Raw genomic sequence first — 20,201 nt, 5'->3', positions numbered from 1 at the left:
CAGCGGTTACGATCGCGCTTTCTAGGTGACTGCAATTAATCTGAGTTAGGCTATGAGCAGCCCTGACTCGTAGTGTAAAACGATACCTCCTTGAGAGAACGGGCAAACGGTGAAGCGACTGCACTGAAAGAAGCATTGAGGACAAAGCCTGATCATGCTCAACGAGGCGAATACCTGCCGGAAATACGTTCTACCTAAGCTCAAAGACTGGGAAGAAAGCTCTCAGCATCCCCATCTATTTACCGAGCAGTATGCGATCGATGCGGGTCGAATTTTGACAACCGGGGGACGGACGCGACGACGGCGGAAGAAGTTCGCAGATTATTTGCTTTGCTACACTCGTGATTTTCCTTTAGCAGTCGTCGAGGCGAAACGTCAGCACAAATCGCCGCAGGATGGATTGGCACAGGCAAAAACCTACGCCGAACTGTTGGGGCTGAAATTTGCTTATTCGACCAATGGGGCGGGAATCGTTGAGTTTGACTACACGACTGGGTTAATGACGCAGATGAATTCGTTTCCCAGTCCGCAGGAGCTTTGGGCACGGTGGAGACGGTCGGAGGGGTTGAGCGATGAGATTGCTGAAAATCTACTCACGCCGTTTGATCTGACTGGGGGCAAAATTCCTCGCTATTATCAGCGCATTGCGATTAATCGGGCAGTTCAAGCGATTCTGGTCGGACGAGAGCGATCGCTGCTGACAATGGCAACGGGAACCGGAAAAACAACAGTTGCCTTTCAGATTTGCCAGAAGCTTTGGACGATGAGATGGAACACGACGGGAGAGTATCGAAGACCCAAAATTCTATTTTTGGCAGATCGCAATATTTTGGTGGATGATCCGATGCTGAAGGACTTTTCAGCCTTTGACGAGGATGTTCTGCACAAAATTCAGGGCGAAGTGGTGAAGAGCCGCGAGATTTATTTCGCGATTTATCAAGCAATCGCCAAAGATAAGAACCGTCCTGGATTGTATCGGCAATATAGTCCTGGCTTTTTTGATCTGATCGTGGTGGATGAGTGCCACCGAGGAAGCTCCCGCGATGAAAGCAATTGGCGCGAGATTTTGGAGTATTTTCACCCTGCTTATCAACTCGGACTCACTGCAACGCCGTTGAGGGACGATAACGTTGACACCTACCGATATTTTAAGCAGCCGCTTTACACCTATTCGCTGAAGGATGGTATCGGTGACGGGTTTCTCGCGCCCTATAAAGTGCATCGGGTCAGCACGACTTACGATGCATTGGGATGGCGACCTAGCCCTGATGATCTCGATCGCTACGGGCGCACAATTCCTGATGAGGAGTATCAAACGGGAGACTTTGATCGATCGGTGGCGCTAAAAGCGAGGACAAGCGCGATCGCACGTCACATTACGAGTTTTCTCAAGAAGACGAATCGCTTTGCGAAAACAATCGTGTTTTGTGTGGATGAAGAACACGTTTTGGAAATGGTGGAGGCGCTCAACAATCTCAACGCTGATTTGGTGCAGCAGCATCCCGATTATGTTTGCCGGATTACGTCGGCTGCGGGAGATGTGGGGAAAGAACAGCTTTACAAGTTTAAGGACGTTTTGACGCGATCGCCTGTGATTGCGGTGACTTCAAAGCTGTTGAGTACTGGGGTTGATATTCCGACCTGTAAGAATGTGGTGTTGGTGCGGGTGATCAAGTCGATGACGGACTTTAAGCAGATTATCGGGCGTGGGACTCGTGTCTATGAGGATGATGGGAAGCTGTCGTTTACGATTTTGGATTACACAACGAGTACGCGATTATTCGCTGATCCGGCGTTTGATGCGGAGCCGACTCGGATCGAGATTGAGGCGATCGACGATGTAGGAGAGACGGTTGACGGCAGTGAGGAAGTGATTGAGCCGGAGATTGAAGAGATCGATTTTGAAGATGATGCTCCAACTGGCTTTACGGGCATTCCAGAAGAGGAGAATGCGCTGCCGCGTAAATATTACTTCGATGGAGGGCAATGTGAGGTGATTGGGGAGGTCGTTTATGAGCTTGACCCGAATGGCAATCAGCTTCGGACTTTTAAGCTAGTGGACTACACCGGGGAGCAGGTTCGGACGCTGTATCGATCGACGTTTGAAATACAGCAGCGGTGGGCAAATTCTGAACAGCGATCGGAGATTGTGCAGCAGCTTGCCGATCGAGGAATTGATTTTGAGGATCTCAAAGCGGTGACAAATCAGCCGGACGCTGACCCGTTTGATCTGCTGTGTCACATTGCGTTTGATGCACCTGTGATGACCTGTAAGCAACGAGCAGAACGATTGCGCCGTCAGCGGAAGGACTTTTTTGAGCAGTACGGCGACGACGCGAGAGACATTTTAGAGATTTTGGTCGAGAGCTATGCTCTGGGCGGTGTCGAGCAGCTTGCGCTCCCAGATGCGCTGAAGGTGAAAGCAGTAGAGGAGAAATATGGTAACGTTCGTGAGGTTGCCGAATGCTTTGGGGGAATCGACCAACTGAAGCAGGCAGTAGACCAGTTACAAATTCTGTTGTATTCCGCGTAGATTGATTCATGGCAAAGCGCACGACAAGCAGCAATAGTAAGCCTCAGACGACTGCCCAGCGTTTGGGGAGCGTGATTAAGTCAGCGCGGGACATCATGCGAAAGGATAAGGGGCTGAACGGGGAGCTTGACCGCTTGCCGCAGTTGACGTGGATTCTGTTTCTCAAGCTGCTCGATGATGTGGAGAGGATTCGAGAGGAAGAGGCGGTTTTGGCGGGAACGATCGCGAAATATAAACCAACGATCGAGCCGCCTTATCGCTGGCGAGATTGGGCGAGTCATGATGAAGGCATTAGCGGGGAGGAGTTGCAGCGATTCATCAGTAACGATGAGGCGACGCTGCGGGATGGGACGAAGTGTTTGGGGTTGTTTCCCTATTTGCGGGGTCTTCAGAGTAAAACGGGGCGCGATCGCCAAGACATTATTCGCGAAGTGTTTAGGGGCATTAGCAACCGGATGGAGAGCGGGGCGTTGCTGCGAGATGTGGTGAACAAGGTGAATGAGATTCACTTTGATAAGTCTGAGGAAGTGAGTATTCTCAGCGATTTTTATGAGTCGATGCTCAAGGAAATGCGCGATGCGGCGGGAGATTCGGGAGAGTTTTATACGCCGCGTGCGGTGGTGGCGTTTATGGTGAAGGCGATCGCGCCGCAAGTGGGCGAAACGATTCACGACCCAGCTTGTGGGACGGCTGGCTTTTTGGTGGCGGCTTATAAATATCTGAGAGAGAAGTGTCAGCCGAAGGACTGGAAGATTTTGCAGTCGAGCTTGTCTGGCATTGAGGCGAAGTCGTTGCCGCTGATGCTGGCTCAGATGAATTTGCTGCTGAATGGGGTGGAGTATCCAGACGTGGAGCGGAAAAACTCGCTGGGGACTCCGATTAACCAGATTGGGGTGAAGGATCAGGTGGATGTCATTTTGACGAATCCGCCGTTTGGGGGTGAGGAAGAGGCGAAGATTAAGGACAATTTTGACCCCAAAATGCAGACGGCAGAGACGGCGCTGCTGTTTCTTCAGTTGATTATGCGGTTGCTGAAGTCGCGATCAGGGCGGGCGGGAATTGTGGTGCCGAATGGGACGCTGTTTGGCGATGGGGTTTCTGCCAAGATCAAGGAGAAGCTGCTGACTGAATATAATTTGCATACGATCGTGCGGTTGCCGAATGGGGTGTTTGCGCCTTACACGTCGATTCCGACGAATTTGCTATTTTTTGATGCGTCGGGGGCGACTGAGGAGATTTGGTATTACGAAGTGCCGTTACCAGAGGGGCGCAAGAGTTTTAGCAAAACGAAGCCGATGCAGGAAAGCGATTTTGATGGCTGCTTTGCCTGGTGGAATGACAGAACAGAAAATACTCAGGCTTGGAAGTATGACTTTAAGGCGGCTTACGACAAAGCAAAATCGGAGGCACAACCGCATTGGGATGCCGCGAGGAAAGCAGAAGCGAATGCGAATCGAAACGCTAAGAGAGTTAAGGAATTAGAGACGCAGATTCAGAATATTAACGCTTCTCTACTCGATTTTGCATCTGTTAAACAGCAAGCCAAGGTTAAGCAGGAGATTCAAGATCTGAAAGAAGAGCAGAAACAAACTCAGGTAGAGGAACGACAAGAACGGGAGATTGCTAAACAAAAGCAAACAAAAGGGGATTCGCTTTACTGGTGGCTAGAGGGTTAGGAGGACGGAGAGAACGCACACGCCCAGAACTATTTTTGAAAATGGAAATACCGATGCCAACTGTTAAACAACAAAAATATGCTCTTTCAACTTTCAGTCAGCTAGACGCACTCAAGCAACTGCAATCTCAAACAGAAGTCGAGCTTAACGCCTTACTACCCTCAGTTCTCAACAAAGTCTTTGGGGGATTGTAGATCAATTTAATTCTTGTCGGTAAAAAGCTCGATCAACAAGAAAATCTATTTGTATTCTTGTCTGTACAAATTCCAGCCGACAAGAAACCGTGAGTGAATACCTTCTTGCAGAACGAGAACGCCTTCTGACCCTCATCACCGAGATCAGAAACTCTGGTGCGATCGCTCCTGCAAACGTCTGGATCAGCCCCAACTTCCAAACGCTAATCCGCTTAAAGCAAGGACGATGAATCTTTTCATAGTTTGACCGGAACTTTACTGCTTCAGCGTTCCCCAAACGCAAAAGCGATCTCCTGTTCTGAAGGTATGCGATCTCTTTACTTGCCCATCATTCCGGTTACTTCGATCTTAGTCATCATTCCTACTCAGTGAGGGCGATCTGGCAAAGTCAAGGTAGTTAGAGACTTTGCCAGCCCTCGATACAATTGATCTAACGTCCTGATTTTGCATTCGCTTATGACTGCTTCCATTTCTCAGGTCACTCAGTCGAAAACGCCGCAAATTCATCTGTGGAAACCTGCCACTTGGGAAGACTATTTGCTTTACCGCGATCGAGAAACTCCTCCAGATTTGCAACGGCGGCTGTTTTTCGATCGCGGCTATCTTCATAATCGACGATATGACCGGAGAAGGAATTAATCATGCGACGATCGCTCGTCTGATTGCAATGCTGTTCTTGCAAGTTTAGCGTCACAATCGGACAATCAAGACGCTGAACGTTAACGAACCAAAATTTTATGAATGCCTTTCGAGTCGGAATCGCGGGCCCAGTTGGGTCAGGTAAAACCGCGTTAGTCGATGCCCTCTGCAAAGCGATGCGACAAACCTTCAACATTGCTGTTGTGACAAACGATATTTACACCCAAGAAGATGCTCAGTTTCTGGTGAAAAGTCAGGCATTAGAGCGCGATCGTATCCTCGGTGTCGAGACAGGGGGCTGTCCGCACACGGCAATTCGTGAAGATGCCTCGATGAATTTGGCGGCGATCGAAACCCTCGAAAATCGCTTTCTCACCTTAAATCTGATTTTTGTCGAAAGTGGTGGGGACAATTTAGCCGCAACCTTTAGCCCCGAACTGGTTGACCTGAATATTTATGTAATTGATGTGGCAGGAGGCGACAAGATTCCTCGCAAAGGTGGGCCGGGCATCACAAAATCTGACCTGCTAGTGATTAATAAAACTGACCTCGCCCCGTATGTCGGTGCGGACTTGGGCGTGATGGAGCGCGATGCTCGAAAGATGCGCGGTGACAGACCTTTTGTGTTTACAAATCTCAAAATTCAGGAGGGTTTAGGAGCGATCGTAGACTTTATTAAATCCCGCGCAGGGCTGAACATGGAAACAAAGGTAACAACTTAGTCAAAATTTTGTAATCTACTATACAATTACCCCGCGAGGCCAAGTTCTAATATCACAAAGCTATGGCTAAGTTAGTCTTTGAGTGAGTTTTTAGAAATCAACACTGTTCTAAACACCTGCTGGCTCAAGGTGATTTTTTTGGACTTAGTTTAGCGCAATTGTTTCGATAGCTCGTGGGGAGCAAGATCTTATAATTATGACAAAGCGATTTCGTCGGCGTGAATTCCTGATTTTTGGCTCTGCTGCAACAGGCAGTATTCTTCTCAAGGCGTGTGCCCCGTCTGCACCTCCGATCGCAGGCAGTTCAGCTTCTCCGGCAGCAACCACGGCTGCGACCACCGCTTCGGGCAATGGGATCAAAGTGGGAATTTTGCACTCGCTGAGTGGCACTATGGCTATTTCTGAAAAGAGCGTCGTGGATGCCGAGCAACTGGCGATCGAAGAAATTAACAAAGCGGGCGGTGTGTTAGGCAAGCAGATCGAAGCGATCGTCGAAGATGGCAACTCTGACTGGCCTACCTTTGCTGAGAAAGCTAAGAAGCTGATCGACCAGGATAAAGTTGCAACCGTCTTTGGCTGCTGGACATCCGCCAGCCGTAAAGCGGTGTTGCCCGTGTTTGAGGCTAAAAAACACTTGCTCTGGTATCCCGTGCAATATGAAGGGCAAGAGTGTTCTAACAACATCTTCTACACCGGAGCCGCGCCTAACCAGCAAATCGAGCCTTCTGTGCAGTGGTTGCTTGACAACAAAGGCAAAGAATTCTTCCTCGTTGGGTCAGACTATGTGTTCCCTCGCACGGCAAACACCATCATCAAAGCCCAACTCGAAGCCAAAGGCGGCAAAACGGTTGGGGAAGACTACATTCCTCTGGGCAACACCGAAGTCAAAGCGGTGATCGCCAAAATCAAACAAGCGCTTCCCAACGGTGGCGTGATTTACAACAGCTTGAATGGGGATACCAACGTGGCGTTCTTTAAAGAACTGCAAGCCTCTGGCATGGGCCCTGATAAATATCCTTCCATGTCGGTCAGCATTGCCGAAGAAGAAGTCAAAGCGATCGGGGTGGAATATCTCAAGGGTCACTACGCCGCGTGGAACTACTTCCAAACCGTCAACACTCCGGCGAGTAAGAAGTTTGTGGAAGCATTCAAAGCAAAATATGGGGCCGAGCGAGTTGTCAATGACCCGATGGAAGCGGCATACATCATGGTGTATCTGTGGAAGCAATCGGTCGAAAAAGCCAAGACTGCGGACGATCTCGACAAGGTGAAAGCGGCAGCTTATGGGCAAACCTTTGATGCCCCTGAAGGATTGGTGACGATGAACGCAAACCATCACTTGTCTAAATATGTGCGGATTGGTGAAGTCGCCGATGACGGTCTGTTTAAGATTGTTAGTGAAACCAAGGATGCGGTGAAGCCCATACCTTGGAACCAGTTTGTGACCGACACCAAAGGCTTTTCCTGCGATTGGTCTGACCCGGCTAAGGGTGGTAAGTTCAAAACCACTTAAGGTTTAACCGATCGTGAATTAAATAAGCCGGAATAATCTGCGTACGGGCATGGCACTGCCGTGCCCATTATCTCTGCAAGTAACCGATATTATTTAATCTGCGATCGTAAGTTTGAGCTTTAAGTGGTGTCATTTGATTTAAAGCTCAAACCTTAACGTTCTTCGCGATCGTATCTCTGTTTAGAGCTTCACAGAAGCGCAAGACTCTCATTTAGAAGCAAAGCCGATCGTCTAAAACGCAAGTTAAGCAATATCTTCTCTAAAACGTAGCTAATCGGATTGACACGATCGTCCTGCCTCAATAATTTTGCATCTTAGCGCACACTTTTTGACTGAGTGCCATGAGACTCTATGGTTCATTCGCGTAGTCCTTCACCCGAAACATGAATGCTATCAGGATTACTAGACGGTATCTTTAGCGGAATCAGTATTGGTTCTGTTTTGTTGTTGGCGGCGCTAGGGTTAGCGATCGTCTTCGGACTCATGGGTGTGATCAATATGGCACACGGTGAGTTGATGATGTTGGGAGCGTATACCACGTTCATGGTGCAAAACGTTTTCAAATCATTCGGCGGTGCGTGGTTTGAGCTTTATATTTTCTTTGCGCTGATCGCTGCGTTTGTGGTGACAGCACTATTCGGTTTAGTGTTAGAGCGGGGTGTGATTCGCTATCTCTATGGCAGACCGCTCGAAACTTTGCTGGCAACTTGGGGCGTGAGCTTAATTTTGCAGCAGTTTGTTCGCAGCGTTAGCTGGGTCTTAGTGATTGGAATTGTGCTGTTTTGCTTATTATTTTTTGGGGCGTTAAAGCTGCTGTCTCGTCGCCCTGATTTTGATCGCATCCGCAACTGGGTGATCGCGATTATGCTGCCATTATCAGCCGCGATCGCGCTCGTAACCGGAATTGTGGTCGGGCAGGTTTATAAGCTCACCGTAACCAAGCCCTGGTTTGGCGCTCAAAACGTCGATGTGACTGCGCCTAAATGGTTGCGCGGTGGACTCCCAATCGGAGGGTTTCAACTTTCTTACGTCCGCATCTTTATTATGGTGCTGACGATCGCCTGCGTCGTTGCAATTTATCTATTCTTGAATCGATCGACGTGGGGCTTACGGATGCGATCGGTGACGCAAAATCGCAGTATGAGCGCCTGTCTCGGCATCCCTACCCAGAAAGTAGACGCGCTCACATTTGCGATCGGTTCAGGGTTAGCAGGCATCGCAGGCTGTGCGGTCAGTCTCCTCGGTTCGGTGGGCCCTAACACAGGACAAAACTACATCGTAGACACGTTCATGGTGGTAGTCGTGGGCGGCGTGGGCAAACTGGTCGGCAGCATTGTGGCGGCGTTGGTGATTGGCACGACGACCTACCTGATAGGTTCTGGCGTTCTGGCAAATTTACTAGCGCCGATTCAGCCACTTGCAGATTTCTTTACCTTTTTTGCAACCACTAGCATGGCAAAAGTGCTGGTCTTCGCATTGATTATCGTATTCCTGCAATTCCGTCCAGCCGGGCTATTCCCGCAGAAAGGACGAACGGTTGATGCCTGATGAATTATGAATCGCGACAGTTCATAATTTTCCATTTCTTACGTGAAGGGAGCTACCAGTGGACATAACCGCTACAAAACCGAGGTTTGATTGGCAGAAACGGCGCTTCTTGCTGATCGAAGGCGCGATCGTGCTCGTGTTCGTTCTACTGTTGATTTTCGTGATTCCCCAGTTTCTCGTCAGCATTGGCCAGGCGTTTCGCGTCAACTTGCTAGGGCGTTATCTGGCACTGGCGATCGTCGCTTTAGGCATCGATATTATTTGGGGCTACACAGGCATTCTCAGCCTGGGACACGGGCTTTTCTTTGCCCTGGGCGGCTATGCCCTGGCAATGTATCTGCAATTGCAGCCAAACGGACAGTTGCCTGACTTTTTCTCGCTCTATGGCGTGACAGAATTACCTGCGTTTTGGCAGCCCTTTAGCTCATTGCCCTTTACGATTTTTGCGGCGGTTGCAATTCCGACGATCGTGGCTGCCGTGTTGGGATATTTGGTGTTTCGCAATCGCATCCGAGGCGTTTATTTCGCGATCTTGACGCAAGCGGCATTGATTGTCTTTTTCAACCTTTTTAACGGTCAACAAAAACTAATTAACGGCACCAACGGTTTAAAGACCGATACCGCGACGATTTTTGGTCAACCCGCTGGCTCGGCTGCGGTGCAATGGTCGTTCTATGTGCTGACGGTCGTGCTGTTGGCGGGGGCCTATGCCCTTTGTCGTTGGCTCACCAGTGGTCGCTTGGGGCGGTTGCTGATTGCGATTCGAGATGACGAACCGCGCGTTCGATTTACGGGTTATAACCCAACTGCATTTAAAGTGCTAGTATTTGCCGCGTCAGCCGGGTTAGCAGGTGTTGCAGGGGCGCTTTACACCGTGCAGTCTGGCATCATCACACCTAAAGTGATGGATATCGCGTTCTCGATCGAGATGGTGATTTGGGTAGCAGTGGGCGGACGTGCCAGCCTCGTCGGTGCGATTTTAGGAACGCTGGTTGTCAACTTCGCCAAAAGCTTTCTCAGTGAGAAGTTTCCAGAAGTTTGGCTGTTTTTCCAGGGGGCGTTGTTCTTGATTGTGGTCATGGTCTTGCCGGGTGGCTTGATCGGTTGGCTCCGAACGCATGGACTCGATTATTCACGCACCCTCCTCAGAGGCAAGCAGCGAGTCACAACTTACCCCAGCCTTGAAGAAGACCCGGATGTGGAATATGAGCGACAAGATCTTACAAATCGAAAATCTGACGGTTAGTTTTGACGGCTTTAAGGCGATTAAAAACCTTAATTTCAGTCTCGACCCAGGTGAATTGCGGGTGGTCATCGGCCCGAATGGCGCGGGCAAAACCACTTTTTTAGATACGATCACTGGCAAAACGCAGCCCACGATCGGACGGGTGATCTTCAAAGATCGTGACCTGCGCGGATTGAAAGAACATCAGATCGCGCGGATGGGCATTGGTCGCAAGTTTCAAACGCCGCGTGTGTATTTAAACTTGACCCCCCGCGAGGGTTTAGAACTCTCGTGCAATCGACGCAAAAACATTATTGGAGCCGTGTTTGGCAAACCCACCACCGCTGAACGACGCACCGTCAGCGGATTGCTAGACACGATCGGGCTAACCAACAAAGCCGACATTCAAGCCGCGCTTTTATCTCATGGCGAAAAGCAGCGTCTAGAGATTGGCATGCTCGTGGCTCAGTCTCCCGATCTGCTGCTAGTTGATGAACCTGTAGCAGGTTTAACCGATGAAGAAACCGAGAAAGTCGGCGATCTGCTGATGGCACTGGCAGAAAGCCACTCGATTATCGTCATCGAACACGACATGGAATTTGTGCGTCAAATCGCTCGTCAAGTCACCGTCCTACACGAGGGCACTGTCCTCTGTGAAGGCACAATGGACGAAGTGCAAACCGATCCCCACGTGATCGAAGTCTATCTAGGACACCAAGACGAAGCCGAAGCCGCCTAATTCAGGCCTTGGGTAATCTGAAATCTGCCCAAAATCTAAACCATAAAATCCAAAAAATAATATGAGTCAAACAAGCGGTGCAACTGCACAACCAATCAATCCGACAACCGGAACCCCAATGCTAAAGGTATCGGATCTGAATGTTTATTACGGCGAAAGTCACATTCTGCGAAACGTCGATATGACCGTCCATCCCGGCAAAATGGTTTGCTTAATTGGGCGCAACGGAGTCGGCAAAACTACCTTGCTCAAAAGCATTATGGGATTGCTCAAACCCCGTAGTGGCTCGATCGAGCTAACAGGCATCCCAATTTTAGGTAAGTCTCCCGATCAACGCGCCCGCATGGGCATTGGCTATGTGCCGCAAGGACGAGAAGTGATTCCGCGATTGACGGTCAAAGAAAACTTGATTTTAGGCATGGAAGCGCTGCCAGACCGTAAGTCTAAAACTCAAGACATTCCCGATGAGATTTTCGACCTCTTCCCCGTGCTGAAGACGATGTTGTGGCGATTAGGCGGCGACCTGAGCGGCGGACAGCAGCAGCAACTCGCGATCGCTCGTGCGTTGATGGGTCGTCCCCGTTTGCTCGTACTTGACGAACCGACCGAAGGCATTCAACCCTCGATTATTCTCGAAATCGAGGCGGCAGTCCGGCGCATTGTTGCCACCACCGGAGTCTCTGTTCTGCTCGTCGAACAACATTTGCACTTCGTTCGTCAAGCAGATTGGTATTACGCCATGCAAAAAGGCGGCATTGTGGCATCGGGTTCCACCCGCGAGTTGAGCAACGAGGTAGTTCAGCGCTTCTTAGCGGTCTAGCGCCTCATTAGCCGCAGATTTTAAGACGGCATCTAGCAAGCCAGGGAAGCGATCGTCTAATTCTTGCCGTCGCAGCGAGTTGATATGCTGCGTCCCTTCTTTGCGGCAGTGGAGAACCCCAGCATCGCGCAAAATTTTGAAGTGGTGCGATAGGGTAGATTTCGCGATCGGAATGCACAGCGCCGCACAGGGCAGTTCTGCTTGTTCTGCCAGCCGCTGGACAATTTCTAGCCGCACAGGGTCGCCCAGGGCATATAAAACCCCTGCTAAAGAAATCTTTTTAATCTCTGGGTGATAAAATAATCTCATATCTGTATTATGCCATACACCAAGGGTTCGTTCAGTTGTTCGAGATTGTTGAACTATTAGAAGACAAGGCTGATAATATTACCTCTAAAGGCGTAAAAACCTCCAAACTAAAAAACATAGGATTTAAGGGAACTTCGTATGATCTTTGAAATTCTTCATACTTATTGTTGCTGTGCTAGTATCTGGATGTTTGAGGAGACGTTACGGCTGTTTATCAGCATAATTTCGGTGGTGGAGGAGTAACACGAGTGAAAGGTAGTATACCGATCGGGTATTCGAGTCTATGTTTACAGCGAAATCAACCCGGGCCCATTCGCATCGGGGTCATCGGGGTTGGCAACATGGGTCAGCACCACACCAGAGTCTTGAGTATGCTCAAGGATGTGGAGCTAGTAGGAGTTTCGGACATTAATGTAGAACGCGGATTGGACACGGCTAGTAAATATCGTGTCCGATTTTTTGAGGATTACCATGATTTGATTAGTCATGTCGATGCTGTCTGTATTGCGGTGCCAACTCGACTGCATCACGCAGTCGGCATGGCAGCCCTGAGAGCCGGAGTGCATGTGCTGATCGAGAAACCGATCGCGGCTAGCATTGCCGAAGCCGAATCGCTGGTCAACGCTGCTGCTGAATGTAGATGCATTTTGCAGGTCGGGCATATTGAGCGATTTAACCCTGCCTTTCAAGAACTCAGCAAAGTCTTGAAGACAGAGGAATTGCTGGCGATCGAAGCTCATCGCATGAGTCCTTATTCCGATCGGGCCAATGATGTTTCGGTCGTTTTAGATCTGATGATTCATGACATCGACTTGATGTTAGAGCTGGCAGGATCGCAAGTCGTCAAGCTCACCGCCAGCGGCAGTCGTGCCTCCGATTCAGGATACTTAGACTATGTGACGGCAACGCTGGGCTTTGCTAACGGCATTGTGGCAACGCTGACTTCTAGCAAAGTCACCCATCGCAAAATCCGGCGGATTGCGGCTCACTGCAAAAACTCTCTAACCGAAGCTGATTTTCTCAACAACGAGATTTTGATTCACCGTCAGACCACAGCGAATTATAGGACTGACTACGGTCAAGTTTTATATCGTCAAGACGGGTTGATCGAAAAAGTCTACACCAGCAATATCGAGCCACTGCACGCAGAGTTAGAACACTTTGTGGGCTGTGTGCGCGGTGGAAACCAGCCCTCAGTTGGCGGAGAGCAGGCTTTAAAGGCGCTACGTCTGGCGAGTCTGATTGAGCAGATGGCGCTCGATGGAAAAGCCTGGAACACGCAAAAAGAAAGCAAGGTCGTTGAGCTAGACACTCCAGCGATGGCAGTTTAACGTCAGTTCGATGAGTTCTTTCGCTTCGTTCTTCAGGGCTTCAGCCCCCTAAATCCCCCAATTCTGGGGGACTTTGAACTCCGATTCCCCCAGAATTGGGGGGCTAGGGGGGCGTTCCCGGATTGGCAATCGCCACGAGAAACTTACATCGAATTCACGTCAGTTTAGATTCTTCTAAATCAGTTTTTTCATTCCACAAGGCGGGCAGTTTGTCCGCTTTTTTTGTGGGCAATTCTGATAGAAGATGAACGCTCATCTCTGAAGGTCGCTTGCTAATTTGTAACAAATCATTTACATTACTTTACATAAAGAGACTAAATCAAAAGAAAATTCGCTGATTCCAGCTTTTTAAGTTCGTTCACTTTACACTTCTTTAAGTTTAATCTTTTGAAAAATGTTATGAATGCCGATCAACTTCTAGAACGCTATGCATCGGGGGAGCGCGAATTCTTTCAAGCCAACCTGCATACCGCGAGCCTGAGCGAGGTTTGTCTAGCAGACATCAACCTGACTCGATCGGATCTTGCTAACGCCCTTTTGTCTCAGACTATTCTGCGGCAAGCCAATTTAAGCGAAGCCAATCTCACCGCCGCCACCCTGTGGAGAACCGATCTTCGGGGCGCAAAACTAACCTGGGCAACCCTGAACCGATCGAGCCTAATTCGAGCGAGAGTCAGCAAAGCAAAACTTCTGCAAGCGTCTCTGATTAAAACTGATTTGCGATTAGCCGACCTCCGCTATGCCGACCTCACAGGCGCAAACTTGACCGGAGCCGATTTGCGCTACGCGAACTTGTTTGGTGCAAACCTGACCGGGGCAATCCTCAGCAAAGCAAACTTGACTGGGGCAAACTTGAGCAAGGCAAACTTAACAAGAGCCTCTCTTGATCAAGCGATATTGACTAGAACCAAGCTTCTTTCAGCCAATTTGACGGGAGTTGGTTTAACTCGCGTTGATCTGCGGCGGGCAACTTTAACAGAGGCCACCCTGCCGACCGCCGAGCTGACCCTGCAAAGATAACTGAACGATCGCCCCTTTCTAACTGCAAACGTCATTGGTGATGAGGACTCAAAATTCTTTATTGCAAGATTTGCGCCAAGCTTTACCCCAGCTACGATCGCAAATTTATTTCAAAGCTTCATTAACAGCCCTCTCTCATGCGATGGAAGACCTCGTGCTATCTGGGACTGATCAGCCGTTAGTGATTGCCAACTTTCAACAAGAGCGCTTTTATCGTCAAGAAGCCCCACGCTATCAAAAGATTGGTGAAATAACCGATCAAGTCTATGTGTTGGCTGCGCCAGAAACCGCCTTTAACGAGGGTGCAGTCTCCTACACAACGATTGCCCTTTCACCCGATGATCACCTCGCTCAGGAGTGGCATCTGGTCATCGTAGGTCACCATTATTCTGCCTGTCTAGTGTGCCGAGAACACGCCGCACCGATCGGCACACCTTCGTTAGATGAGGTCAGACAGTTTCAAGGGTTTTGGACGTTTGATCCGTCCATTACAATTCAGGCGGCTCGATTGCTGCTAGAGCGCATTGTCGTCTATCGACCAGAGTTGACTCCAAAAGTGCGGATTGCAGAACGAGAATATGGATTGATAGAGCAAGATTCTTTAGCTCAGATTCAGACAGAGATTGACCCAAATCTATTTGTCGATCGCATGGTCAATTATCTGCAAGCGAGCCAATATCGCTTGCTCAACGCCTATCGGACGATCGCCAGCCAAGAACAGAAAGAGCGACTGATTAACTCGATCGCCACGGCAATTCGTCGGTCATTAAACCCCGAACAGATTCTCAATGTCACCGTGACTGAGTTAGGGCGCGTCTTTGGTGCAAGTCGATGTCTACTGCATCGCGACCAATCCGACTATCCGCTGGTCGAATATGAGTCGATCGCCCCTGGGTTGGTATCTCTGCGCGGGCAAGTTTGGTCATTAGCGGCTCATCCTTTGTTTCAGGCGGCATCGGGGCAAACCCAAAATGGCACCCTGGATTCAGAACGCACGATTACGATCGCCGATGTCAGCCAAGATCTAGGCATTCAGTCTGATCTCGCACTCCAGGCTCAACTTCAGAGCTATCAGATCGCAGCGTGTTTGATGGTGCCGATTCGTTACCGAGGCACCTCACTGGGGTTGTTAGAACTGCACCAACCCGAAGCCCATATCTGGAAAGCCGATGAAGTGGCACTCGTCGAGACGATTTCGACTCAGGTGGCGGTCGCCTTAATGCAAGCTCAAGCCTATAGCCGACTTGAAACTCTCAATCATCAACTTGCAGACTTAGAGAAAACTCAAAGTAACTTAATCGCGATCGTCGGGCACGAATTGCGAACGCCTCTATCCACGATTCGGGTTTGCTTAGAGAGTTTGGCAACCGAGCCAGATATGCCGATCGAGTTTCAGCAAGTCATGCTCGAAACGGCGTTAGAAGACTCAGAGCGATTGCGAAAGCTGGTGCAAGATTTTCTCACGTTATCCCGGCTAGAAAGTGGAACCGTGCGCTGGCTAGTCGAGCCAATCTCTTGTCAAGAATGTCTAGAGTTAGTCTTGAGTCGTTACACATCTGGTCGCGATCATCCTCAAATTGTGTTGGATATAGACGATCCACTACCTCTAGTGTTGGTGGATGGGGACGGCTTGATCGAAGTGTTGAACAAACTTCTCGATAACGCCTGCAAGTTTACGCCTGCTGATGGAAAAATAACGATTCGCACGCAACTCGCAGAGAAGACTGACTGCGATCGAGCCAATGTTCAGTTAGAAATCGTGATTGCAGATACGGGGCGGGGCATTGAGCCAAATCGATTAGAAGCCGTCTTCGAGCGCTTCTCACAAGAAGAGGGATTTTTGCAGCGAACTGTAGGCGGAACGGGTTTAGGATTAGCAATTTGTCAACGCACGATCGAGTCGATGGGCGGCACCATTTGGGCAGAATCGCGGGGCAAAAACCAGGGCAGTGAATTCCATTTCACCGTCAAAGTCGCGTAGGGGCATGGCATGCCGCGCCTTGATCTATCAGAATTAACTGACGTTAATCGAGTATGCGACGATGGATGAAACACGATCGTCTCTTTTCAGTGCCACAATGCTCGATTTGCTGCTTATCACAACCCTGGGGTTTCTCGGAAGCTTTGGGCACTGCCTGGGGATGTGTGGCCCGTTGACCGCTGCCTTTTCTCTGTCGGGGCAGGCTGCATCCTCAACGTGGCAACGCCAATTAACGTTTAATCTGCTGCTCAATTTAGGGCGAGTGTTGAGCTATGCGCTGGTCGGGGCAGCGATCGGGGCACTCGGCTCTGTCTTAATCGCAGGTGGACAATTGGCGGGCATCGATAGCGCTCTGCGTCGAGGCTTGGCGATTTTTACAGGACTGCTGCTAATCTGGTTCGGACTCTCGAATATCAATCCCAAATTTTTGCCGCATGTGCCTGTGTTGCATCCATTTGCAGGGAAGCTGCACGATCGCCTCAGCCGTACCATGATGCACCTCTCTCAAGCCAAACAGTGGTGGACTCCGGCTTTGTTAGGAATGGTTTGGGGCTTGGTTCCCTGCGGGTTTCTCTATGCAGCTCAAATTAAAGCCGCCGAGACTGGCAGTCTGTGGATGGGTGCGGCGACAATGCTGGCATTTGGCTTAGGAACCACACCGATGATGTTGGGGGTTGGCGTTTCGACTGCTTTGGTGAGTGCCGATCGCCGCAGTCAATTATTTCGACTCGGAGGCTGGGTAAGTTTGACGATCGGTCTTTTGCTGCTGCTGCGAAGCGGTGATATGGTCGATTACACCGGACACGCCGCCCTGTCGCTGCTGCTGCTGGCACTGATTGCTCGACCCATTAGCCGTTTATGGTCGGCTCCCTTGCGCTATCGTCGAGCGTTGGGAGTTGGCGCATTTGTGCTGTCGCTGGCGCACGTTTCTCACTTTGTCGATCACGCTTTCAACTGGAATCTTCAGGCAATTTTCTTTATGCTGCCCCAGCAACAGTGGGGGATGTGGGCAGGAATTTTAGCATTGGGATTGATGATCCCGGCGGCGCTCACTAGCTTTGATGTGATGATGACAAAACTGGGTCAAACCTGGCGAAAAATTCACTGGTTGAGTCTTCCTGCGCTGCTTTTGGTCGCGATCCACACAGGGTTAGTCGGCTCTAGCTATTTGGGCGAACTGCAACTCACAGCGGCTCACTGGCTACGGGTGATTTTGTTAGGCGTGTCAGTTGTTGGCGTGTTGTTAATCCGATCGCGCTTCGTTTGGTCACTCCTATCTCTCGAAAAATTCTATGTCGCACCGTCCCGCAAATAAAAGAACTATCGGCTATGGCGCTCTAGTGTCGATCGCTGCTCTCTTGCCCATCCTTTCCGCTCAGGCGCACAACGTTAAAACCTCTAGTGACGTGGCTGCGCTTTTTCATATCGAGCCAGACCACAATCCCAAAGCGGGTCAGTCTTCTCGCGCCTGGTTCGTCCTGACTAGGAAGGGCGGAGAGCTAATTGCGTTAGAAAAATGCAACTGCAAGTTAGAAGTTCATCAAGAACCGCACAAAGAAAGCTCTGAACCGCTCTTAGAACCGCCGCTAAAAGCCATCTCTGCTGAACAATACCAAGGGGTTCCAGGTGCAGAAATCGTCTTTCCGAAGGCGGGAATCTATGAGCTAGAGTTAAGCGGCACGGCTAGAGATGGACAAAGCTTTCAGCCGTTTGAATTGTCTTATAGTGTCACCGTTCAGTCAGGTGAAGCGGCACAACCCTCGATCGCGCCCTCCCCGATCGCCCAAGTTCCCACTGAGACGGCTGGCTCTCGAAATGGATGGCTATTGCCTGGAGTTGCGATCGCTGCCCTTCTAGGAGTCGGTGTTTGGCTGATAAACCGGAAGTAAAGTGAGGCGAATCCCAGTCCTAAAGGACTGGGATTCGCCGGATAAATCAGGTTTACCCAGTCTCGCCACAGCCACCACCAGTTCGTCTGAGTCAACGGGTTTAGACAAATGCCATTGAAACCCAACCGATAAGGCTTGTTGCTGGTTGATGTCTCCAGCGTAGGCAGTCACCGCGATCGCCGGAATCTCTCCCCCTTGTTGAGGCGGCAAAGTTCGCACTTGTCGCATTAGCTCATAGCCATCCATCTCTGGCATTCCGACATCGCTCACCAACACTTGGTGAGGAGTCTGCGCCAACGTTTGCAACACTTCTTCAGCCGAAGTGACGGAGGTCACGCTGGCGCCTGACTGCTCTAGCACAAAGGTGATTAAGTCACGAGAGTCTGTGTCATCATCGACGATTAAGACATTCATTCCTTGCAGGCTCAGAGAAGCGGTGGGTTGCAACCCCTCAACCGAGGATGCAGAGTTTTCGGTGAGCGGCAAACAGATTGTAAAGGTCGCCCCTTGCCCGTCACCGCGGCTATCTGCCTCGACTGTGCCGCCGTGTAGATCAACAATTTGACGCACGATCGCCAGTCCTAACCCCAGTCCGCCAAAGGTGCGAGTTGTCGAGCCATCTTCCTGTCGAAAATAGTCAAACACGCTGGGCAAAAAGTCTGCGCCAATGCCCTTGCCCGTATCCATCACCTGAATTTGGGCATGAGTATCGGTGCGCCTGAGCCGAACCTCAATTCGTCCCCCTTCAGGCGTGAATTTGACCGCATTGGACAGCAGATTCCAGATAACCTGCTGCAAGCGCGTGGGATCTCCCATCACTTCCACCGTGGGGTCAAACACGGTTTGAATGTCAACCTCTTTTGCTTGCGCGGCTAATCGAACTGTGTCTAGCGCTGCCAAGATGCAGTATTCCAAATTAATCGGAGTCAGCTTGAGTGTGAGTTTATCGCGCAAAATTCGCGAGACATCTAGCAGATCTTCAATGAGCTTTGCTTGTAGTTGGGCATTGCGCTCGATCGTGGCGAGTGCCTCGGTGGTTTTTGCCTGATCAAATTTGCGGGTTTGCAGCAGCTTAACCCAGCCCAAAATCGGGTTGAGGGGTGAGCGTAACTCGTGAGATAGCACCGCCAAGAATTCATCTTTGAGACGATTGGCGTTCTCAGCTTCTCGTGCCGCTCGCTCTTGCTCTAGAAGTTGTGCTTCTGTTTGTTTGCGATCGCGAATGTCGCGAATCAGCCAGCGCAAACCCTCGATCGTTCCAAAAGCGCTGCGAATGCAAGTCACCGTCACCTCAACTGGAATCGCGTCACCCTGTCGAGGCTGCACTTGCAACTCCCAGTTTTGGATCTGCTCAAGCGCTGGCAATCGATTGAGTTGCTGATAAAAAGCTCGCCGATCTGAGTGAGCAATAAAAACATTCAGGGGTTTGCCGATTAAAAACTTTAAGTCTACAGAGAGCAAGGTGACGATCGCGTGGTTAGCTTCTTGAATGACCCCAACCTGATCTGTCACCAAATAACCGTCGGGCGCAAAGTTAAACAGATCTTGATAACGCTGCCTTTCGGCTACCAATGATTGATTTCGCTCGTGCAGTTCTTCTTCCGCAGCCTTCAGTTCCTCAAAGGTGAGCTGCAACTCCTCATTGATGACGGCTAGCGATCGGTTACGTTCCTCTAACTGAGCAATACTATCAGCGTTCTCTTGCGTTAGGGACTGATGATCGGCCATAGCACTAGCTTCTTCTTCAGGAGACATATTGTCTTTTGCAAAATCAGTTAAAACTGCAAAGCAGAGTTTGAGAAACTGACGAATAAGAGCAGAGTAATGTGAATGGCTATGCTTCTCTATCTACTTTAAGAAAGAGAGTTTTCAACGTGGGTCGTTAGGAGCATGCTGTGCCGTATAGGGCGATCGCTACATGAGATATAAGATTCTGCAAGACTGGACTAAAAGAATCTGAACCAACTTTGTTTAAATTAAGGGTAGATTTAGAATCTAACGCGATGTACGACTTTCCTAAAACCGCCCAAAAGCATGCCTCACCCTAGCCCTCTCCCCAAAG

General features: G+C 50.0%; 18 protein-coding genes. 15 read left to right on the top strand and 3 right to left on the bottom strand.

What is annotated here, in order from left to right; genetic code table 11:
- Positions 1-154: 154 nt before the first annotated feature.
- From hsdR to C7B65_RS27930, 4 genes are all read left to right on the top strand, one after another.
- Complete coding sequence (gene hsdR, locus C7B65_RS18490; RefSeq protein ID WP_181314437.1) at positions 155-2,533, top strand: EcoAI/FtnUII family type I restriction enzme subunit R; 2,379 nt, start codon at positions 155-157, stop codon at positions 2,531-2,533.
- Positions 2,534-2,541: 8 nt separating this feature from the next.
- Complete coding sequence (locus C7B65_RS18485) at positions 2,542-4,209, top strand: type I restriction-modification system subunit M (RefSeq protein ID WP_073074155.1); 1,668 nt, start codon at positions 2,542-2,544, stop codon at positions 4,207-4,209.
- Between the two features lie 53 nt (positions 4,210-4,262).
- Complete coding sequence (locus tag C7B65_RS27935) at positions 4,263-4,403, top strand: hypothetical protein (RefSeq protein WP_181314436.1); 141 nt, start codon at positions 4,263-4,265, stop codon at positions 4,401-4,403.
- Positions 4,404-4,492: 89 nt separating this feature from the next.
- Entirely contained in the window at positions 4,493-4,633 is a 141-nt protein-coding gene (locus tag C7B65_RS27930; RefSeq protein WP_181314435.1) for a hypothetical protein, read from the top strand.
- A 248-nt stretch (positions 4,634-4,881) separates the two neighbouring features.
- Here the strand turns inward: C7B65_RS27930 and C7B65_RS18480 are convergent, their stop codons facing one another.
- The gene (locus tag C7B65_RS18480) at positions 4,882-5,097 is read right to left on the bottom strand and encodes a hypothetical protein (protein WP_073074154.1); all 216 of its coding nucleotides are present in this window, start codon (positions 5,095-5,097) and stop codon (positions 4,882-4,884) included.
- Between the two features lie 43 nt (positions 5,098-5,140).
- Here C7B65_RS18480 and ureG point away from each other — a divergent pair, with 43 nt between their 5' ends.
- From ureG to urtE, 6 genes are all read left to right on the top strand, one after another.
- Complete coding sequence (gene ureG / locus C7B65_RS18475; protein ID WP_073074153.1) at positions 5,141-5,764, top strand: urease accessory protein UreG; 624 nt, start codon at positions 5,141-5,143, stop codon at positions 5,762-5,764.
- Positions 5,765-5,960: 196 nt separating this feature from the next.
- A complete protein-coding gene (gene urtA / locus C7B65_RS18470; protein WP_073074152.1) occupies positions 5,961-7,277 on the top strand; it encodes an urea ABC transporter substrate-binding protein in 1,317 nt (438 codons plus the stop codon).
- Between the two features lie 387 nt (positions 7,278-7,664).
- Entirely contained in the window at positions 7,665-8,825 is a 1,161-nt protein-coding gene (locus C7B65_RS18465; protein WP_073074151.1) for an ABC transporter permease subunit, read from the top strand.
- A gap of 58 nt (positions 8,826-8,883) precedes the next feature.
- Entirely contained in the window at positions 8,884-10,071 is a 1,188-nt protein-coding gene (gene urtC / locus C7B65_RS18460) for an urea ABC transporter permease subunit UrtC (protein WP_244913236.1), read from the top strand.
- A complete protein-coding gene (urtD, locus tag C7B65_RS18455; RefSeq protein ID WP_073074150.1) occupies positions 10,031-10,789 on the top strand; it encodes an urea ABC transporter ATP-binding protein UrtD in 759 nt (252 codons plus the stop codon). The genes urtC and urtD overlap by 41 nt, the downstream gene beginning before the upstream one ends.
- Before the next feature lie 61 nt (positions 10,790-10,850).
- Positions 10,851-11,609 (top strand): urea ABC transporter ATP-binding subunit UrtE, encoded by a 759-nt coding sequence (gene urtE, locus C7B65_RS18450; RefSeq protein WP_223257442.1) that lies wholly within the window; start codon positions 10,851-10,853, stop codon positions 11,607-11,609.
- Here urtE and C7B65_RS18445 read toward each other — a convergent pair.
- Positions 11,598-11,918, bottom strand: coding sequence for an ArsR/SmtB family transcription factor (locus tag C7B65_RS18445; protein ID WP_073074149.1), 321 nt, complete (start codon positions 11,916-11,918; stop codon positions 11,598-11,600). The two genes, urtE and C7B65_RS18445, sit on opposite strands and share 12 nt — an antisense overlap.
- Positions 11,919-12,166: 248 nt before the next feature.
- Between C7B65_RS18445 and C7B65_RS18440 the strand changes: the two genes are divergently transcribed.
- The 5 genes from C7B65_RS18440 to C7B65_RS18420 all read left to right on the top strand — a co-directional run bounded on the left by C7B65_RS18440 (position 12,167) and on the right by C7B65_RS18420 (position 18,139).
- Complete coding sequence (locus tag C7B65_RS18440) at positions 12,167-13,249, top strand: Gfo/Idh/MocA family protein (protein ID WP_219898640.1); 1,083 nt, start codon at positions 12,167-12,169, stop codon at positions 13,247-13,249.
- A 399-nt stretch (positions 13,250-13,648) separates the two neighbouring features.
- Positions 13,649-14,269, top strand: a complete 621-nt coding sequence (locus tag C7B65_RS18435; protein WP_073074148.1) for a pentapeptide repeat-containing protein — start codon at positions 13,649-13,651, stop codon at positions 14,267-14,269.
- A gap of 40 nt (positions 14,270-14,309) precedes the next feature.
- Positions 14,310-16,250, top strand: coding sequence for a DICT sensory domain-containing protein (locus C7B65_RS18430; protein ID WP_073074147.1), 1,941 nt, complete (start codon positions 14,310-14,312; stop codon positions 16,248-16,250).
- 61 nt (positions 16,251-16,311) lie between these two features.
- Positions 16,312-17,565: an urease accessory protein UreH domain-containing protein gene (locus C7B65_RS18425; protein WP_280523189.1), complete on the top strand. Its 1,254-nt coding sequence runs from the start codon at positions 16,312-16,314 to the stop codon at positions 17,563-17,565.
- On the top strand, positions 17,543-18,139 hold the full coding sequence (locus C7B65_RS18420; RefSeq protein ID WP_073074146.1) for a hypothetical protein: 597 nt from the start codon (positions 17,543-17,545) through the stop codon (positions 18,137-18,139). The genes C7B65_RS18425 and C7B65_RS18420 overlap by 23 nt, the downstream gene beginning before the upstream one ends.
- Here the strand turns inward: C7B65_RS18420 and C7B65_RS18415 are convergent.
- Positions 18,104-19,894, bottom strand: coding sequence for a hybrid sensor histidine kinase/response regulator (locus C7B65_RS18415; protein ID WP_073074145.1), 1,791 nt, complete (start codon positions 19,892-19,894; stop codon positions 18,104-18,106). The two genes, C7B65_RS18420 and C7B65_RS18415, sit on opposite strands and share 36 nt — an antisense overlap.
- Positions 19,895-20,201 lie beyond the last annotated feature (307 nt).

Source organism: Phormidesmis priestleyi ULC007 (assembly GCF_003003695.1).
Lineage (GTDB): Bacteria > Cyanobacteriota > Cyanobacteriia > Leptolyngbyales > Leptolyngbyaceae > Phormidesmis_A > Phormidesmis_A priestleyi_A.
Note: the sequence above shows the minus strand (reverse complement) of the source record. Positions and strands in the feature narration are given on the sequence as shown.

Bases quoted from the DNA above. Each gene is read 5' to 3' on its own strand.
- hsdR (WP_181314437.1), top strand. From the start codon at position 155: ATGCTCAACGAGGCGAATACCTGCCGGAAATACGTTCTACCTAAGCTC.
- C7B65_RS18485 (WP_073074155.1), top strand. From the start codon at position 2,542: ATGGCAAAGCGCACGACAAGCAGCAATAGTAAGCCTCAGACGACTGCC.
- C7B65_RS27935 (WP_181314436.1), top strand. From the start codon at position 4,263: ATGCCAACTGTTAAACAACAAAAATATGCTCTTTCAACTTTCAGTCAG.
- ureG (WP_073074153.1), top strand. From the start codon at position 5,141: ATGAATGCCTTTCGAGTCGGAATCGCGGGCCCAGTTGGGTCAGGTAAA.
- urtA (WP_073074152.1), top strand. From the start codon at position 5,961: ATGACAAAGCGATTTCGTCGGCGTGAATTCCTGATTTTTGGCTCTGCT.
- C7B65_RS18465 (WP_073074151.1), top strand. From the start codon at position 7,665: ATGCTATCAGGATTACTAGACGGTATCTTTAGCGGAATCAGTATTGGT.
- urtD (WP_073074150.1), top strand. From the start codon at position 10,031: ATGAGCGACAAGATCTTACAAATCGAAAATCTGACGGTTAGTTTTGAC.
- urtE (WP_223257442.1), top strand. From the start codon at position 10,851: ATGAGTCAAACAAGCGGTGCAACTGCACAACCAATCAATCCGACAACC.
- C7B65_RS18445 (WP_073074149.1), bottom strand. From the start codon at position 11,918: ATGAGATTATTTTATCACCCAGAGATTAAAAAGATTTCTTTAGCAGGG.
- C7B65_RS18435 (WP_073074148.1), top strand. From the start codon at position 13,649: ATGAATGCCGATCAACTTCTAGAACGCTATGCATCGGGGGAGCGCGAA.
- C7B65_RS18430 (WP_073074147.1), top strand. From the start codon at position 14,310: ATGAGGACTCAAAATTCTTTATTGCAAGATTTGCGCCAAGCTTTACCC.
- C7B65_RS18425 (WP_280523189.1), top strand. From the start codon at position 16,312: ATGGATGAAACACGATCGTCTCTTTTCAGTGCCACAATGCTCGATTTG.
- C7B65_RS18420 (WP_073074146.1), top strand. From the start codon at position 17,543: ATGTCGCACCGTCCCGCAAATAAAAGAACTATCGGCTATGGCGCTCTA.
- C7B65_RS18415 (WP_073074145.1), bottom strand. From the start codon at position 19,894: ATGTCTCCTGAAGAAGAAGCTAGTGCTATGGCCGATCATCAGTCCCTA.